At 36.8% G+C, this 16,642-nt stretch carries 15 protein-coding genes and 1 other RNA gene; all 16 read left to right on the top strand.

Annotation, left to right across the window (positions count from 1 at the left end):
• The first annotated feature begins 1 nt into the window (after position 1).
• The 16 genes from ACFIJP_RS03890 to ACFIJP_RS03815 all read left to right on the top strand — a co-directional run bounded on the left by ACFIJP_RS03890 (position 2) and on the right by ACFIJP_RS03815 (position 16,565).
• A complete protein-coding gene (locus ACFIJP_RS03890; RefSeq protein ID WP_375625661.1) occupies positions 2-409 on the top strand; it encodes a hypothetical protein in 408 nt (135 codons plus the stop codon).
• A gap of 1,586 nt (positions 410-1,995) precedes the next feature.
• Positions 1,996-2,093, top strand: an RNA gene (gene ffs / locus ACFIJP_RS03885) — signal recognition particle sRNA small type.
• A 222-nt stretch (positions 2,094-2,315) separates the two neighbouring features.
• A complete protein-coding gene (locus ACFIJP_RS03880; RefSeq protein ID WP_375625659.1) occupies positions 2,316-4,244 on the top strand; it encodes a DNA polymerase III subunit gamma/tau in 1,929 nt (642 codons plus the stop codon).
• A 14-nt stretch (positions 4,245-4,258) separates the two neighbouring features.
• A complete protein-coding gene (locus tag ACFIJP_RS03875) occupies positions 4,259-4,585 on the top strand; it encodes a YbaB/EbfC family nucleoid-associated protein (RefSeq protein ID WP_375625657.1) in 327 nt (108 codons plus the stop codon).
• Between the two features lie 28 nt (positions 4,586-4,613).
• Complete coding sequence (gene recR, locus ACFIJP_RS03870; protein ID WP_375625655.1) at positions 4,614-5,219, top strand: recombination mediator RecR; 606 nt, start codon at positions 4,614-4,616, stop codon at positions 5,217-5,219.
• 49 nt (positions 5,220-5,268) lie between these two features.
• Positions 5,269-6,297, top strand: a complete 1,029-nt coding sequence (locus tag ACFIJP_RS03865) for a YeiH family protein (RefSeq protein WP_375625654.1) — start codon at positions 5,269-5,271, stop codon at positions 6,295-6,297.
• A 543-nt stretch (positions 6,298-6,840) separates the two neighbouring features.
• Positions 6,841-7,527, top strand: a complete 687-nt coding sequence (tsaB, locus tag ACFIJP_RS03860) for a tRNA (adenosine(37)-N6)-threonylcarbamoyltransferase complex dimerization subunit type 1 TsaB (RefSeq protein WP_375625653.1) — start codon at positions 6,841-6,843, stop codon at positions 7,525-7,527.
• The gene (gene rimI, locus ACFIJP_RS03855; protein ID WP_375625651.1) at positions 7,527-8,009 is read left to right on the top strand and encodes a ribosomal protein S18-alanine N-acetyltransferase; all 483 of its coding nucleotides are present in this window, start codon (positions 7,527-7,529) and stop codon (positions 8,007-8,009) included. Before tsaB ends, rimI begins: the two co-directional genes overlap by 1 nt.
• 40 nt (positions 8,010-8,049) lie before the next feature.
• Positions 8,050-9,426, top strand: a complete 1,377-nt coding sequence (gene miaB / locus ACFIJP_RS03850) for a tRNA (N6-isopentenyl adenosine(37)-C2)-methylthiotransferase MiaB (protein ID WP_375625649.1) — start codon at positions 8,050-8,052, stop codon at positions 9,424-9,426.
• A 159-nt stretch (positions 9,427-9,585) separates the two neighbouring features.
• Entirely contained in the window at positions 9,586-10,710 is a 1,125-nt protein-coding gene (locus ACFIJP_RS03845) for a PhoH family protein (protein ID WP_375625730.1), read from the top strand.
• Positions 10,707-11,198: an rRNA maturation RNase YbeY gene (ybeY, locus tag ACFIJP_RS03840; RefSeq protein WP_375625647.1), complete on the top strand. Its 492-nt coding sequence runs from the start codon at positions 10,707-10,709 to the stop codon at positions 11,196-11,198. Before ACFIJP_RS03845 ends, ybeY begins: the two co-directional genes overlap by 4 nt.
• 85 nt (positions 11,199-11,283) lie before the next feature.
• On the top strand, positions 11,284-12,309 hold the full coding sequence (locus tag ACFIJP_RS03835) for a hemolysin family protein (RefSeq protein ID WP_375625645.1): 1,026 nt from the start codon (positions 11,284-11,286) through the stop codon (positions 12,307-12,309).
• Positions 12,272-13,906 carry an apolipoprotein N-acyltransferase gene (lnt, locus tag ACFIJP_RS03830; RefSeq protein WP_375625643.1) on the top strand — a complete coding sequence of 545 codons (1,635 nt, stop codon included), beginning with the start codon at positions 12,272-12,274 and terminating at the stop codon, positions 13,904-13,906. Before ACFIJP_RS03835 ends, lnt begins: the two co-directional genes overlap by 38 nt.
• 148 nt (positions 13,907-14,054) lie before the next feature.
• Positions 14,055-14,468 carry a helix-turn-helix transcriptional regulator gene (locus ACFIJP_RS03825; protein WP_330168649.1) on the top strand — a complete coding sequence of 138 codons (414 nt, stop codon included), beginning with the start codon at positions 14,055-14,057 and terminating at the stop codon, positions 14,466-14,468.
• Between the two features lie 130 nt (positions 14,469-14,598).
• Positions 14,599-15,867, top strand: a complete 1,269-nt coding sequence (gene metK, locus ACFIJP_RS03820; protein WP_375625641.1) for a methionine adenosyltransferase — start codon at positions 14,599-14,601, stop codon at positions 15,865-15,867.
• The gene (locus ACFIJP_RS03815; protein ID WP_375625639.1) at positions 15,864-16,565 is read left to right on the top strand and encodes a tRNA (guanine(46)-N(7))-methyltransferase TrmB; all 702 of its coding nucleotides are present in this window, start codon (positions 15,864-15,866) and stop codon (positions 16,563-16,565) included. The genes metK and ACFIJP_RS03815 overlap by 4 nt, the downstream gene beginning before the upstream one ends.
• The last annotated feature ends 77 nt before the right edge of the window (positions 16,566-16,642 follow it).

Genomic DNA, 16,642 nt, shown 5'->3' with positions numbered 1-16,642 from the left:
AATGAAAAAAATCTTCGCGCAAGGATTATTAGCCGCAAATATTTTTGCCTACTCTAGTGTTGCATTTGCTGGCTTTGGCGAGAGAAAATGGGATTTTGCGCTGGATGAAAGTGTTGTGATCATCCCATCCGATATTGTCCATCAAGGAGTTGAATACTCTTGTAGTATCTTTAAACCGAATAAAGTATCCTTCACTTTATCGTACTCTACCCCTTCTGATCTAAACAAATTGAGAATTGTTGTTGATGATGAAAAGAAAATAACCCATGATAAAGAAAAGAAGATCTTTACACTAAAAAATATAAAATCTCTTCATATAAGTTTTCCTTCGTCAGGACATTATATTTTTAAAAATATTACGAAGAAAAAAGTTGTTGGAACAAATTGTGACACAGGGGATTATGATTAATAATATTTCTATAACATCTAAATTTGAGTAGATTTATTTTTTTCAAAATACAGCATAATGAGCTATTAAAACTAATCGCTGAAGAGGTGTTTTTATACTAATATGGAAAACCTTAAGCTGCTCAGAACGTTAGATATTAAAGGACTTTTGCAAAAACTAAAAGACTAAAATTCAATTGTTCTGTATTTTCTACTATCAGAGCTATTTTTAAAATAAGAATATAACTTCTATCTTCGCAATTGCTTCATTTTAAGCACTATAAGCGTATCGTGCCCAAATCACTTAGATAAACAGAAAAGCAAAATTTGCTCTATAGATGCATTCCTCGCTGCATTTTAAATCATACTCATTCAGCTTTTTGTAAAAATTCATCTCGCTTTTCCCTCCTTGTTAAAGAATATAATTATTTGAAACTATAAAATGTCACTTATATCGAATAAGAACCATTTTATGCTTATAAAACCAATACCCCCTTATTTCTATAGCGTTGAATGTCGCCTCTTCTCTTGTATGAACACAGCCACTTAAAAAATATATGAAATCTTTTCTCAAATGATGAAAATTCATATATTGATTTATCTTGTGATAAACATCGATGTTTTTTAATTAAAAGAACAAGCACGCAAAAAGGAGCGATAACATCTACTCAGTATTTATATTCGTATATGTTAAAGGAAAAAAATATTACGTATTTGATATTCTCATTCGTTATAGAAATAAGGTGCTGGTCTTATAAAATATTTAAGATATGACTTATCATTATAAGACTTTGATTTTTTTATACTGAATTACAACCACGAATAAAGTAAGATCCTCCCATCTTAAATCTTCATATTGAATCAATTAAAATTGTTTCCTTGAAAGTTACAAATGGGAATGGTGTGTGAGTAAAAACGATTAAAAAAGGAATAAAAATGCTTCTTATAAAACCTCTCAAGTGCAAGGGATCGCAACATTGGGATTTGTTAAATAGTATGAGAGCTCAATGTCTACTTTTATTAAGTGTAAAGAGAGTAGTGCACAATGGATTTATACCTTAAGGGAAGGGATTTATACCTCAAGGGAAGCATGTATACTATTACGAGGGGGGGTGATATAGAGTATTGAGCAATAGCTCTTTAAAAAGCCTGTGAGTGTACAACATTAAGTTATTCTGTTTGAGATGTTCTGTTTTGTGTGAGAGGAGCAACACCATTAAAGCAATATTTTATAATCATTTAAATAGCACACTTACCCCTAATTTTCGAATGTTAACCAATTACATGATCTATCTGCTTTATTTGCTTCTTTGACTGTTGTAAATTTTTGATGATTCAATTTCGTGGTTTTAGAACAAACGTATCTATCTTAAAACTCTTACATATTTCAGAGAATGAGAATAATTATACATTCAAATTATCCTAAGCGAAAAAATATTTTCATACCAATGAATATAAAGAGCTACTGTTATGAAAACTGATAAATCCACAATCTCTTTGTTGTTTATATGTCAATAAATTAAACGCAAAGGAAAATTCTTCATCGTTCTTAAGATATTTTTCGTTTCTGCGCTTGATTTTTCATTCCAAATCGACAATATGAACTTGGGAGGTTGGTGGTGGACGAACTGCTCGCCAACTGGGTCAGGTCTGGAAAGAAGCAGCCCCAACGAGTTCTGGTACGGGTCATCGTTCCAACCTCCTATTTTGCTGAAGAAATTATTTTTTATGCTGTCTTTTAGCGAGGTATTTTAAATCTTCAGAGCGGCATTTGTATGCAGCAAATGAAGGGGTTTGGTTATTTTTAAACAAATTGTCCCATAAATAATTTGATTAAGAAAAAATCCTTTTATATGAGACTACAGTATTGATCTACGCTTTTGTATATCAAAATGTACGCATAAAAAACTTCGAAGTTGGAACTATTCATGGAAAATGTACCGGTAGAAACAGCCTATCGTGTTCTTGCTCGTAAATATCGACCCCAAAACTTCTCTGACCTCATTGGTCAGGAAGCTATGGTGCGTACTCTTACCAACGCCTTTGAAAAAGGTCGTATTGCACAGGCGTGGATGTTAACAGGGATTCGTGGCGTAGGTAAAACCACAACAGCACGTATTTTGGCACGTGCGCTTAATTATAAAACAAAAGATATTGACCAACCAACAACCGTATTGGACTCTCTTGGTGAACATTGCACACAAATTATCGAAGGACGCCATATTGATGTTATAGAAATGGATGCCGCTTCTCATACGGGCATTGATGATATTCGTGAAATTATTGAACAAATACGCTATCGTCCTGTTTCTGCACGTTATAAGGTTTATATTATCGATGAAGTACATATGCTCTCAACACAAGCCTTTAATGGTTTATTGAAAACTCTTGAAGAACCACCGTCCCATGTGAAATTTATTTTTGCCACAACAGAAATTCGCAAAGTTCCTATTACAATCCTTTCGCGTTGCCAACGTTTTGATTTGCGACGTATTGAATCAAAAGCTTTGAGTGCACATTTGCACCAAATTGCGAAATATGAAAAGGTAGAAGTAGAAGATCAAGCACTCTCTATGATTGCCCGTGCTGCAGAAGGATCTGCACGTGATGCATTATCCATTTTTGATCAAGCGATTGCCCATAGCAATGGCAACGTTAATGCCATTGCGGTGCGTACAATGTTAGGATTAGCGGATCAAGCACGTATTATTGATCTTTTTGAATTTATCATGAAGGGCGATATTGTCAATGCATTACATGAATTACACAGTCAATATGAAGCAGGTGCTGATCCTCTTACTATATTGACAGAACTAGCCGATTTTAATCATCTGGTTACACGTTTACGTTTTACACCAGAAATAGTGGAAGATTTCTCACTGACTGAAGAACAACGTTTAAGAAGCTTAAACTTTTCAAAAAAACTTTCTATTCCTGTTTTATCCCGAAACTGGCAAATGTTACTCAAAGGTTTACAGGAAGTTAATCAAACTGCACGTCCGCTTCAAGCCGCTGAAATGCTTTTAATTCGTCTTGCTCACACGGCTGACTTACCAACTCTTGATGAAGCTTTAAAAAAGCTTACACAAGAAAAAACACCTCTCACATTGGTTACAAACTCTTCTCATCAAGAATCTACAAATGCAAATAATATAACAAAAAAAACAATGGTCGAAGCCCATGCTTCCTCGAACGTTTCAAATATGTTACCAGATCAATCAGATTTAAAAAACCAATTAGATCATTCCTTACAATCAGAGAAATTTGTTAAAAATCAAGACCCTGACAAAATCAATGCCCAAGAAGTAACAGAAAGTCTTGAAACTTCTCAATCTATTGATCTTTCTGAAAATAGTGCAAATTTATCGCATTCTGTTACACAAATAACAGAAAAGATTACTCAACCTAAAACTCTCGTGATTAATTCTTTGCACGATATTGTTCAATTAGCCGAACAGCATAATGACGCTCCTTTCAAACTCCTTGTTAAAGAATTTGTTCATCCTGTTTCTTTTGAAGCTGGGCATATTACTTTAAGACTTTCTGAAAATACCCCACAATTTCTTGCTCATGATATAGAAAAAAAGATATCTCAATGGACTGAAAAACGCTGGACAATAAATTTTGTTAATGAAGGAGGTGGACCAACCTTACAGGAGGAAAGTATAGCGATTCAAAAGACTCTTTTTTCCAATGCAGAAACAGATCCCGATATTGCGAAAATTCTCAACCATTTCCCAGAAGCAAAAATTGTCGATATTCGACTCAATAAAGAAGAAAATGATCTTGATCTACTCCCCAATACCTTTAAAAATGCTGATATTTTTAAAAATAAAAATGATATTAATGATGAATAAGGATACCTATTCCTATGCGTGAAATGATGAGCATGATGAAAAAAGCCAAAGAAATGCAAGAAAAAATGCAGAAGATTCAGGACGACATAGCTAATCTGCAAGCTACTGGCACTGCAGGGGGTGGTCTTGTCAATATCACTTTAAGTGGCAAAAATATTATAACAGCAATTCAAATTGATCCTTCATTACTCAACCCTGAGGAAGCTGAAATTCTCGAAGATCTCATTATGGCAGCTTATAATGAAGCAAGAACAAAAATCGAAATTGCAATAGAAGAAAAAACCAAAAGTATAACGGCAGGGTTACCGCTCCCTTCAGGTTTCAAGCTTCCATTTTCATGAAACGGATTTTTCCCCGTGGGACGAAAATATGTCTAAATACATTGCAGGACCTGAGATTGAACGTCTCATTCAGATTTTATCACGTATACCAGGTCTTGGTCCACGTTCAGCACGTCGTGCTGCGCTTCATCTTATCAAAAAAAAGGAGACATTGCTGGAGCCTTTAGGAGCAGCTATACAAGCAGCTATAGAAAAAGTCGGCATTTGTTCTGTTTGTGGAAATGTCGATACCATTGATCCTTGTTCAATTTGTACAGATCCTCGCCGCGATGATACAACAATTATTGTTGTTGAGGATATTGCTGATCTGTGGGCTCTTGAGCGCGCAAAAACTTTAGCCGCACGTTACCATGTATTGGGTGGACGACTTTCTCCCTTAGATGGAATAGGTCCTGACGAACTCAACATTGCCGCCTTAATACAACGTGTTGTACAAAACCCTATTAAGGAGATTATTCTTGCTGTCAATGCGACTGTCGAAGGTCAAACAACTGCTCACTATATCACCGATCAGCTTTCCAATTTTTCAGTTAAAATTACGCGACTTGCTCATGGTGTTCCTGTAGGAGGCGAACTTGATTATCTTGATGATGGAACTTTAGCGGCAGCTGTACAAGCACGAACAAATCTTTAAAACTTTTTCCTCTTTACTCTTAGCTCTTTAATGACGGGGGACTATTCAAATGCTAAAGAAAAAGTTCTCATTTTTAAACGACCTTAGTCCTAGTATTTTAGTATGTTTATTCATATCAGCTTTAGCGTATGGTTTAGAAGTCGTGGAAAAGCAGCTTTTTGGGCAAGCATGGCTTGAAAGCCTTGTTTTAGCAATTCTTTTAGGATCTGTTACCCGTAGTTGTTTTACTTTGCCAACATATTTTCAAAAAGGTATAACTTTTTGTGCCAAAACACTTCTTGAAATTGCTATCGTACTTCTAGGAGCAAGCATTAGCATTAACGCAGTGCTTTCAACCGGTTGGAATTTACTTTCTAGCATCATATTCGTTATATGCGTAATGATTATCCTTAGCTTTGCCATTGGTCGAATCTGCGGGCTCTCTAAACATTTAGCAATGCTCGTTGCTTGCGGAAATGCTATTTGTGGTAACTCAGCTATCGTTGCCGTTGCACCTATCATTAAAGCTAAACACGAAGAAGTAGCTGCATCAATTGCTTTTACTGCTCTTTTAGGAGTTGTTATTATTTTACTTCTCCCTTTTTTATATCTATTTTTGAACTTGTCATTTAGTCAATATGGTGTGCTTGCTGGCATGATAGTTTATGCCGTACCACAGGTCTTAGCAGCAACAGCGCCAATATCTTTCGTGAGCATTCAAATTGCAACAATTGTCAAATTAGTACGTGTTCTCATGTTGGGACCTGTTATTTTTATCCTATCCATTATCTATCGTCGATCAGCACAAACACGCCTGCGTCTACACACCCTTGTCCCATGGTTTATTATTGGATTTATTCTTATGATGCTTGTTCGCTCAAGTGATCTTATCCCTGAAAAAGCACTTAATCCCATCAAACTAATTGCTCAGTTATTGACCGTCATTTCAATGGCAGCATTAGGACTAGGCGTTGATATTCGCTCATTGAAAAAAGCAGGATGGCGTGTTATCTTAGCTTCAACCTGCTCCATACTCACCCTTGGAGCTTGTAGTCTGATCATGATAAAATTAATCGATTTAAATCAGATAATATTTTGAAATAGCCCTTAAATACTTTTGCTTTTTTTCAATGTAGTACACAATAAACCCCAATATTTGCTAATATTGGGGTAGCCTTTTCACCAAACTAGACTAAAATTTCAAAGAATTCGCTATCATTCTATACAAAAAATTTAATGCGCTTTAATATAGTGCAGAAAGCTATCAAATTGCTTATAACTGAGTATCATAATACTGAAATACATCATTCATAAAAAACTCTACTCTAACCAAAATCAAGTTTTTACAAAAGGCTGATGAATATGCTCTTATTGGGAAAAAAAATGTGATCTTACGATTTCTTCCCTTCAAATGGTTGTTATTTACTCTGTTATACAACAAAGCATAATGAAAATTAAATCTCCCCTGAATTCAATAAGGAAAAGAATATTAAATATTGATAAGACATAATACAAAACTTAAAAAACAGTGTTATCTATTTGTTTTATAAGTTATTTTAACTATTGCAAAATGTAAAATAAAAAAGAGTAAAAAAATACAGCAGGCCTTTTGTTTATCATATTATTCAACTACAATATTTTTATGCTTATCCTTACCATAGACACTGCTTCAATCTATTGCGCTGTTGCGCTTATTCGTCATAACTCTGTTATTGCGCGTATCAATGAGCGCATGAATAAAGGGCATGCTGAAAAACTTATTGGCCAGATTACACAAATAATGACACAAGCCAATATGACGCTTGATCAAGTTGAGCGTATTGCTGTCAATATTGGACCTGGATCATTTACTGGTGTACGTGTCGGTGTTGCAACAGCGCGCGCTTTGGCATTAGCACTTGAGATACCAGCTATTGGAGTGAGTGCTCTTGAAGCGTTAGCAGCACAAGTCATAAACAGTAAAAGTACAGCATCAGCAATTACTGTTGTCATTGAAGCAGGGAGAGAGATGTTCTATCATCAAAATTTTCATAATGATCTCACACCTTTGGGAGCGCCGGGATTAAAAACAATTGAAAATATCCTCGACGATTTGCCAAAAAAAACCCGTCTGACGGGCCCAGCTGCTGATGTCGTTGTGGAGCATATTAAAAACCATAAAATAAACGAAAAAATTGTCCTAGAAAACATCCCCTGCGAAGCGGCTGATATTATAAACTATGCTTATCTTGCTGCAAACAAACAATCAAAAAATTCGCCTCGCCCACTCTATCTACGCAGCGCTGATGTAAAACAACAAACCAATTTTGCTTTACCACAAAAAAAATAATGTCCAAGTTTTCATTGACAAAAAAGATTTTTAGAATTGCTCCGCTACAAGTTAATGATAGTGCTCCTCTTCATCAAATTCATCAACATTGTTTTACCCCTTCTTGGGGAAAACAAGCTTTTGATAATTTCTTAACAGATCACTCTATCTTCGGATACAAAGTTTTTCTCATTAATCGCTCTGATCAAATTTTAGGCTTTTGCCTATGCCGTCTCATCATTGATGAAGCAGAAATCATCACAATTGCTGTTCACCCTCATTATCGTCAACAAGGAATTGGTACCTTTCTTATCGAAAGCACAGTTCAGTATCTTCACAACAAAGGCGCTATAAAATTATTCTTGGAAGTAGAAACCACAAACCTTTCTGCTTTGAACCTTTATCAACGCTTTGAATTTCAAAAAATTTCTGAACGTCTTGCCTACTACCCGTCAAAAAATGGTCGTGGTGATGCAATTATCATGCAAAAAACTTTTAAGTAAATAGATTGAGATTTGTGTAAAAAACATTTACACATGCGCTATGAATAAAGTAAATCCTAAAAATACGTCTCCTGTTGCTCCGAAAAAGGTTTTTATCAAAACCTATGGATGTCAAATGAATGTTTATGATAGCCAACGGATGACTGATAGTCTCAGTTTGCAAGGCTATGTGACAACACAAGTTCCCAACGATGCCGATCTTATTCTTGTTAATACCTGTCATATTCGTGAAAAAGCAGCAGAAAAACTTTATTCTGATCTCGGTCGTTTGCGCGTTATGCGTCAAGAACGCACACCTGATAAACCCCTGATGGTTGGTGTAACAGGTTGTGTTGCACAAGCTGAGGGAAGTGAAATCTTGCGTCGTGCTCCAACAGTGGATCTTGTTATTGGTCCGCAAATGTATCATCGCTTGCCAGAATTATTAGAGAAAGCCAAACAAGGAAAAAAATTTATCGAAACAGACTATGCTGTTGAAGATAAATTTGCTCATTTGCCGCCCCATAATAAACATGCAGTAAGAAAACGAGGCGTTAGCGCATTTTTAACAGTACAGGAAGGCTGCGATAAATTTTGCACTTTTTGTGTTGTGCCCTATACACGCGGTGCTGAAATATCACGATCCGTTGAGCAAATTACTGAAGAAGCCCTTCAACTCATCGAAGCGGGTGTCAAAGAAATTACGTTGCTTGGACAAAATGTCAATGGTTGGCATGGACAAAGTGCTGATGGCAAAACTTGGCGTCTTGGCGATCTTCTTTATCATCTTGCAAAACTCGATGGTTTAAAGCGTTTGCGTTACACAACTAGCCACCCACGTGATATGGATGATAGCCTTATTGCCGCGCATCGAGATCTTGATATGTTAATGCCTTACCTCCATCTTCCTGTTCAATCAGGTTCAGATCGCATCTTAAAAGCTATGAACCGCCAACACAAAAGCTCTCATTATCTTCATCTTATCGAAAAAATTCGAACCGCACGGCCGGATATTGCCTTTTCAGGCGATTTTATTGTAGGGTTTCCTGGAGAAACAGATGAAGACTTTGAAGAAACCATTAAACTTATTCAACAAGTACAATACAGTTCAGCTTATTCTTTTAAATATTCCCCTCGTCCTGGAACAGTGGGAGCCACAATGAAAAATCATGTTGATGAATCTGTAAAAGATGCCCGACTTCAACATTTACAAGCCCTTCTCCTTGAGCAACAAAATGCGTTTTTGCGTTCTAAAATTGATCAAAAAACGAACGTTCTCATCGAAAAGCCTGGACGTCACTCAGGGCAAATGGTAGGGCGTTCCCCTTGGCTTTTACCTGCTGTTGTCGATACAGAAGCCTCTACAGGTAGCGTGATAGAAATTCATATTAAAAATGCAAGCTCAAACAGTTTTGTTGGTGAAGTGACAAATAGATAAACATGCTTCTAAAACCTTGTTCAAAAATAAATATTTTGGAAAACTCTTTTATTTTAAAAGAAAATGATTACATCTAAAGCGTGCACTTTTTGTAAAAATTGTCTTTTATAAAATTTACTTAACAAAATGTGCAATATTTACGTAGATATGGAGAATAGGCTGAAAGTTTCAACCGAAAAAATAAAGCGTATTAAAGAAAAAGTAAATATGTCCCTTGAAAAGGCTGCTACCTTGAAACAAACAAACGCTTCAAATCTGAGCCACGTTGTTTTGATTTTCGAAAATAACAAATATGCAAACGCAGTTTTTGGTAAATTTGACGAAAATCTCGCTTATATCGAAAAAAAACTCGAACTTAGTATTCATCCGCGTGGTAATGAAATCTTAATCCGTGGAAATATTTCTGTTATAAAACGTGCGCAATATGTATTGCAGCAGCTTTATGAACGTGCCAAAACACATCAAGAGCTCACTTTATCAGATATAAAAGGAGCGATTGCTATGGCAAATATACCAAAGAAGCAGAAAGAAGACACAATAACACAAAAATCTGCAACGAAACGTATACCAGCACGGTTGAGTACCCATAAAAAAATAATTCATGCAAGAACTCCAACACAAGATGCTTACATACGCGCTATGGAGCATACTGAACTTGTGTTTGGTGTAGGACCAGCAGGAACAGGCAAAACTTATCTTGCTGTTGCTCATGCTGCTATGCTTCTAGAACGTGGTATCATTGAGCGAATTATTCTCTCACGTCCGGCTGTTGAAGCTGGAGAGCATCTTGGTTTTCTCCCCGGTGATCTCAAAGAAAAAGTCGACCCATATTTACGACCACTTTATGATGCCCTTTATGATATGATGCCCGCTGAAAAAGTCGAGCGCATTTTAGCTTCAGGTGTCATAGAAATTGCTCCTCTTGCCTTTATGCGCGGACGAACACTTGCCCATGCTGCTGTTATTCTTGATGAGGCACAAAATACTACGCCCATGCAAATGAAGATGTTCCTCACACGTCTTGGTGAAGGAACACGTATGATTGTTACCGGTGACGTAAGCCAAATTGATTTGCCTACAGGGCAAAAATCAGGTCTCATTGAAGCAATTCGCATTCTTTCAAATGTAGAAAATATTGCAATTGTACATTTTGATGAAGAAGATGTTATACGCCATCCACTTGTTGCTGCTATCGTTCGTGCTTATGATCGTGATTCCGAAATACAAAATAAAAAAAAATCATTCGCATGCGATGCATTAAAAAATGAATTTGATTCATCATGATTATTATTGATATAATGGTCAAAAGCGCAGGGTGGAATGATGAGAAAATGCTTTATAATATCACTGAAAAAGCATTAATGACGACTATGCATCATGTTTCATTGGAAAATGTTGTAAGCGAGATTAGCCTGCTTTTTACGGATGATAAACATATGGCACAAATCAATGCACAATGGCGCAACAAAAACAAATCTACTAATGTATTATCCTTTCCTGCTTTTCCACTTAAAGCTGGAAATCCTCCTGGTCCCATGCTCGGTGATATTATTATTGCGCGAGAGACTGTTGTTCTCGAAGCAGAAAAACAAGGAAAAACATTTCAAGACCATTTAACGCATATGATTGTTCATGGTATCTTGCATCTGCTTGGCTATGACCATGAAACTGATAATGAAGCATATCAAATGGAAAAGCTCGAAAGAGAAATTCTGCAAAAGCTTTCCATAAAAGATCCTTACGCTGAATTGTCTATAAATGATAAAATTTAACTTTTAAAATCAATATTACGAGCATACCATTCAAAGCCTCTCATTCACCTAATTATAAAAAGAAAGTTTAGAAGATTTCAAAACCATGACAAACAAAACAAATGCACAAAATAATAGTCAAACATCTTCTAATAATGAAAAAAAAACCTCTCAACAGACGAATCATACAGAAAAATATTCTCTGATGAATCATTTGTTTTCATTTTTACGGGGTCGTAATTGTGTGTCTACATCACTGCGCGATGATCTTACCGTTGCACTCACGACTGACAATAAAAAAGACACTGCCCTCTTCTCACCTGAAGAACGTACTATGTTGCATAATATTTTACGCTTACGTGAAGCACGCGTGGATGATGTTATGATACCACGTTCTGAAATCGAAGCACTGGAAATAAACACTTCACTTGGAGAAACCCTTAAATGCTTCGCAAAAATTGGTCATTCTCGCTTACCTGTTTATGCTGAAACTTTAGATGATCCGCGTGGCATGATTCATATCCGCGATATTCTTAACTATATGACTCGCTTTATTGTCAGCCCAACAAAAACCGAACAGAAATCCGATTTGCTTCAATTAAACCATACAGACTTACATACCCCAATCGGTGAATTGGATCTGATCCGAACTGTTCTCTTTGTTCCAAGTTCCATGCTTGCAAGCAAATTATTAACACGAATGCAAACTACACGAACTCAAATGGCTTTAGTTATTGATGAACATGGGGGAACAGATGGTCTCGTTTCAATGGAGGATATTGTTGAATTGGTTGTTGGTGATATCGAAGATGAACATGATAATGTCGACAATGCTATCGTACGTGAACCAAACAATAAATGGCTCGTTGATGCAAGAACTGAACTAGAAGATGTGGAGAAAGCTCTTGGTCCTGATTTTATCGTAGGGGAATATGGTGATGATGTTGATACGATTGGTGGTTTGATCGTCTCCATTCTTGATCGCATTCCTGCCAAAGGTGAAATTGTCGAAGCTGTACCTGGTTATAGATTTCGTATTTTAGAAGCTGATAAACGCCGGATTAAGCGATTGCGTATTTTTCGCATTCCAAAAAATGAGAATCTTGAGAACAATGTCATCCCTAAAGAATAGTCCAGCGTTTTTAAACAATTTTATCGTTTTTTTGTCCTCTGTTACCGGTTGGAAGCGCCAAGCATGGATATTTCTCTGTGGTGCTCTTACTTCTTTTGCACTTCCACCCTTTTATTTGACACCTCTTTGCTTTTTAACTTTCCCTCTCTTTATTGTTTTGCTGGACTCAATACGGGACGCAAAAAACAATAAAAAACATTTTTTTACTTACGCTTTAAGCTGTGGAACCTTTGGTTTTAGTTATTTTATTTGCGGACTTTGGTGGCTATGCAATGCTTTGTTAACAGATCCAGATTCTTTTGGTTGGGCAGTCCCATTAGCCATTTTAGTTCCTCCACTCTACCTTTCTCTTTATTGGTTTTTTTCTGGTTTCATTGTCGGTTTATTATGGACAAAAGGAATAGCACGCTTTTTTGTTTTAGCCTTTGCATTAGGATTGTCCGAGTGGTTGCGTGCGTTTTTATTCACAGGATTTCCATGGAATGCTCTTGGCTATACAGCCATGCCAACCCCAATGTTCATGCAATCTGATGCAATCGTGGGACTTTACGGAATGAATATTCTTGCTGTCTTAGCCTACAGTTTGCCAACTGTTTTATTAACAAATGAAAAAAAGAAAGTGGCACTCTCTCTTTGCTTATCACTTATATTCATTCACAGTGGTTTTGGGTTTTATCGTCTTCATACTATAGAAAACACAGCTAAAAATCAAAAAAGTTCTTATTGGGTGCGCATTGTTCAACCTTCCATCCAACAAAATATAAAATTGCGTGATAATACACGAGAAGCTATGTTGGAAGCGCATATGAATCTAAGTGCAATGCCAACAACCGATCAAAATTCAGAACCCGATTTTATCGTATGGCCCGAAGCTTCCGTTCCTTACCTTCTCTATGATAACTCATCTATCACAATGCGCATTGCCTCTCTTTTAAAACCTAAACAATGGGCTATTATCGGAGCAATACGAGCCAGCAATGATCTACCTCATTCCCAAACACAATATTTTAATACAATTGCAGTCATTAATGCTCAAGGTAATATTTTAAATACTTCCGATAAACTTCATTTGGTTCCTTTTGGTGAATATCTTCCTTATCAGAATTTATTGAAAAAAATTGGATTGCGTACCCTTGCCGATAATATTGGTGGATATAGTGCTGCAAGTGTGCGCAAAATTGTTACAATGCCAAACGGATTTTCTTATCTACCCTTGATTTGTTATGAAGCAATATTTCCTCATGAAATGACTTTTAAAGGCTCCCCGCCTCAAGCAATTATTAATATTACAAATGATGCATGGTTTGGTGTAACACCAGGACCCTATCAACATCTTCAACAAGCACAACTTCGTGCCGTTGAACTCGGAATCCCCCTCATACGAGCAGCCAATAACGGAATATCAGCTGTTATTGATTCTTATGGACGAATCGTTGTAGCTCTTCAACAAAATGCTGTGGGCATTATTGATTCACAAGTTCCATCATCCATTACCCCTATAGGAAGCAATGAATACAGAACTTTCTCTACTTTTATCTTATTCATCCTTATGCTATTGTGCCGTGTTGGTTTTGGTTCTACAAAACAGCTTAAATGATTCAAGTGCCCTTTGTACGGTATTATGTTGCGTTTACCAGTAATATTGGGAAAAAATATTACATATTATTTTAATTATATGATAAATCAGCTGCGCGTAAATATGATGTTGGTTTAGAATAAAAGTGCTGGAAATAAAGAGTTGCATTATGACCGAAACTAGAAAAAAACCTGACCCTATAGATATCTATGTTGGAACTCGTATCCGCTTACGTCGTAATATTTTAGGACTCACTCAAGAGAAACTAGGTGAAAAATTAGGAATTACTTTTCAGCAAATCCAAAAATATGAAAAAGGAACAAACCGTATTGGTGCCAGTCGTCTTCAAGCGATAGCGGAAATTATGGATGTTCCTGTTTCTTACTTTTTTGATAAAGGTATTACCTCCCAACAAGTAGAGGGTTTTGCTGAAAATGATCACAATTTTATAGACTTTTGTTCTAGCAGCGAAGGGATTCAGCTCATGCGCGCTTTTACAAATATATCTGATGCTAAAGTGCGTCGAAAAATTATTGATTTGGCAAAAGCACTTTCTGAGGAAGATTTGACAAATAAGCTATAAATTTAAATTATATCTTTTCTCTTTTATTCATATAAATTTTCATTGACGATTTGCTGTAGAATTAGCAAATCGTGACAACTTTAGTAAGCAATTAATTAAATCGTTGATTTTCTTTTTTGAAGGAGTTCCTATGCCGCATCAAGATTATCTTTTTACGAGCGAATCGGTATCGGAAGGACACCCTGATAAAATTTGTGATCGTATTTCCGATGAAATCGTTGATATGATCTATAAAGAAGCTGAAAAGACTGGTACTGATCCATGGTTAATACGCGTTGCCTGTGAAACTCTCGTCAGTGTCAACCGTGTTGTTATCGCTGGTGAAGTGCGTGTCCCCGATACGCTATTAAAAAAAGATAAAAATAAAGAATTTATCTATGATGAAACTGGCTTTCCACTCATTAATCCTACGCGTTTTCGTACAGCAGCGCGCCGTGCTATTCGGACCATTGGCTATGAACAAGCAGGATTCCATTGGAAAACTGTTAAAATTGATGTTCTTTTGCGCCCTCAATCAGCTGACATAGCAAGAGGGGTTGATAATGCTACGGATCGGCATGGTGAAGAAGGAGCAGGTGATCAAGGCATCATGTTTGGATATGCTTGCCGTGAAACACCTGATTTCATGCCTGCGCCAATTTATTATGCGCATAAAATTCTCAAACTTCTTGCCGCAGCCCGTCATAAAGGAGAGGGAGAAGCTGGAAAATTAGGACCAGATGCTAAAAGCCAAATAACCATACGCTATAAAAATGGAAAACCGATAGAGGTCACATCCATTGTTCTTTCAACTCAGCACCTCGATGAAAGCTGGGATTCCAACAAGGTACGTACAGTGGTTGAACCTTACATTCGTCAAGCTTTACATGACATTCCCATTGCAGCTCAATGCAGTTGGTATATTAACCCAACAGGAAAATTTGTCATTGGTGGTCCTCAAAGCGATGCCGGATTAACAGGACGCAAAATTATTGTGGATACTTATGGAGGCGCAGCACCCCATGGAGGCGGTGCTTTTTCAGGAAAAGATACAACAAAAGTTGATCGTTCTGCAGCCTATGCGGCACGCTATCTGGCTAAAAATATTGTTGCGGCTCATTTAGCAGAGCGATGCACTATTCAACTCTCTTATGCAATTGGTATTGCACAACCTTTATCTATTTATCTCAATCTTCACGGAACAGGAAAAGTCGATGAAAAAGTTATTGAAGCAGCCATTCGCAAAATAATGGACCTTTCACCTACCGGCATTCGAAAACATCTTGACCTCAATAAACCTATTTATGCGAAAACAGCTGCCTATGGTCATTTTGGGCGAAAACCAAAACACGATGGTTCGTTTTCATGGGAAAAAACTGATCTCGTGAAAACGCTTCAAACAATGATCCAAATTCCATGATTAAATATAATACACGCAAGAGTGAAGCATTTTTTGGACGCCGACAAGGAAAACGATTACGAAACTGTCAGCTTATCCGTATAAAAACGCTTCTCCCAACTCTTAACATTGATTTAAATGTCCCTCCTCCCTCAAACCTTACATCCTTATTTTCAAGCAAAGTAAGAGAAATTCGACTTGAAATCGGCTTTGGTGGAGGTGAACATTTACTTCATGAAATGGAATATTTTCCACAAACCGGTTTTATTGGCATCGAGCCCTTCATTAATGGCATGGCAAAAATGTTAATGTCTCTTGAACAGCATGCACAGCATCAAAATCATCTCCGACTCTATGATGATGATGCTACACGCCTCCTTGATTGGCTCCCAAATGCATCACTCGATGGAATAGACCTCTTCTACCCTGATCCTTGGCCGAAAAAGAAACACTGGAAACGACGTTTCATCAACATAAAAAATCTTAATCGTTTTGCGCGCGTTCTTAAAACAGGCAAAAAATTCCGCTTTGCTAGCGATATAGACAGTTATGTAAACTGGACTTTGTACCATTGTGCACAACATGATCACTTTGAATGGAAAGCAGAAAGCCCTCAAGACTGGAAACTCCCTTATCTACTATGGAAAGGAACCCGCTATGAAGCAAAAGCTTTACGCGAAGGACGAACACCTGCCTATCTTACCTTTATCAAGAAATAAATGATCAAGCGCTTTTCTCATAAACAACTTGAAAAATTTTGAATTTAAGAGTATCAATAGTTAAATTCTTGGTCTTA

The organism is Bartonella sp. MU37NMGALS (assembly GCF_042194015.1).
In the GTDB taxonomy this organism is placed as follows: Bacteria; Pseudomonadota; Alphaproteobacteria; order Rhizobiales; family Rhizobiaceae; genus Bartonella; species Bartonella grahamii.
Note: the sequence above shows the minus strand (reverse complement) of the source record. Positions and strands in the feature narration are given on the sequence as shown.

What these genes read in the sequence shown, in the direction of transcription:
- ACFIJP_RS03890 (WP_375625661.1), top strand. Translation starts at nt 2, where the DNA reads ATGAAAAAAATCTTCGCGCAAGGATTATTAGCCGCAAATATTTTTGCC.
- ACFIJP_RS03880 (WP_375625659.1), top strand. Translation starts at nt 2,316, where the DNA reads ATGGAAAATGTACCGGTAGAAACAGCCTATCGTGTTCTTGCTCGTAAA.
- ACFIJP_RS03875 (WP_375625657.1), top strand. Translation starts at nt 4,259, where the DNA reads ATGCGTGAAATGATGAGCATGATGAAAAAAGCCAAAGAAATGCAAGAA.
- recR (WP_375625655.1), top strand. Translation starts at nt 4,614, where the DNA reads ATGTCTAAATACATTGCAGGACCTGAGATTGAACGTCTCATTCAGATT.
- ACFIJP_RS03865 (WP_375625654.1), top strand. Translation starts at nt 5,269, where the DNA reads ATGCTAAAGAAAAAGTTCTCATTTTTAAACGACCTTAGTCCTAGTATT.
- tsaB (WP_375625653.1), top strand. Translation starts at nt 6,841, where the DNA reads ATGCTTATCCTTACCATAGACACTGCTTCAATCTATTGCGCTGTTGCG.
- rimI (WP_375625651.1), top strand. Translation starts at nt 7,527, where the DNA reads ATGTCCAAGTTTTCATTGACAAAAAAGATTTTTAGAATTGCTCCGCTA.
- miaB (WP_375625649.1), top strand. Translation starts at nt 8,050, where the DNA reads ATGAATAAAGTAAATCCTAAAAATACGTCTCCTGTTGCTCCGAAAAAG.
- ybeY (WP_375625647.1), top strand. Translation starts at nt 10,707, where the DNA reads ATGATTATTATTGATATAATGGTCAAAAGCGCAGGGTGGAATGATGAG.
- ACFIJP_RS03835 (WP_375625645.1), top strand. Translation starts at nt 11,284, where the DNA reads ATGACAAACAAAACAAATGCACAAAATAATAGTCAAACATCTTCTAAT.
- lnt (WP_375625643.1), top strand. Translation starts at nt 12,272, where the DNA reads ATGAGAATCTTGAGAACAATGTCATCCCTAAAGAATAGTCCAGCGTTT.
- ACFIJP_RS03825 (WP_330168649.1), top strand. Translation starts at nt 14,055, where the DNA reads ATGACCGAAACTAGAAAAAAACCTGACCCTATAGATATCTATGTTGGA.
- metK (WP_375625641.1), top strand. Translation starts at nt 14,599, where the DNA reads ATGCCGCATCAAGATTATCTTTTTACGAGCGAATCGGTATCGGAAGGA.
- ACFIJP_RS03815 (WP_375625639.1), top strand. Translation starts at nt 15,864, where the DNA reads ATGATTAAATATAATACACGCAAGAGTGAAGCATTTTTTGGACGCCGA.